The organism is Holdemanella sp. DFI.5.55 (assembly GCF_020593575.1).
GTDB lineage: Bacteria > Bacillota_I > Bacilli_A > Erysipelotrichales > Erysipelotrichaceae > Holdemanella > Holdemanella hominis.
This window is the reverse complement of record NZ_JAJDMK010000256.1, coordinates 1-272: the sequence shown is the minus strand read 5'-3', so window position 1 is coordinate 272 and position 272 is coordinate 1. Positions and strand designations below refer to the sequence as shown.

Genomic DNA, 272 nt, shown 5'->3' with positions numbered 1-272 from the left:
CAAAATATCGTTTGAAAGACCTGATTGAAGCACTGCCAATCTCTATGTCGACTTACCAGTATTGGCAGGCTAAGTTTGAACACCCTGATGAAGCCGAAGAAGAGCTTAAATCCGTCATCAAGGGCCTGTTTGAATATTTTGAGGGAAGGGCCTGTTTGAATATTTTGAGGGCGACTATGGTGTTCGTCGGCTGAGCGCGCAAGTACGTGACTACTACCGAATTATCAGTCGTCCACTGCCCAATCACAAACGAATTTACCGCTTGATGCGTG

At 46.0% G+C, this 272-nt stretch carries 1 protein-coding gene; it reads left to right on the top strand.

All coding sequences use genetic code 11. The annotated features are described in order from the left end of the window. Nucleotides 1-194: hypothetical protein (locus tag LJE08_RS14010; protein ID WP_227403581.1), on the top strand; the 194-nt coding region annotated here is incomplete at its 5' end. Nucleotides 195-272 lie beyond the last annotated feature (78 nt).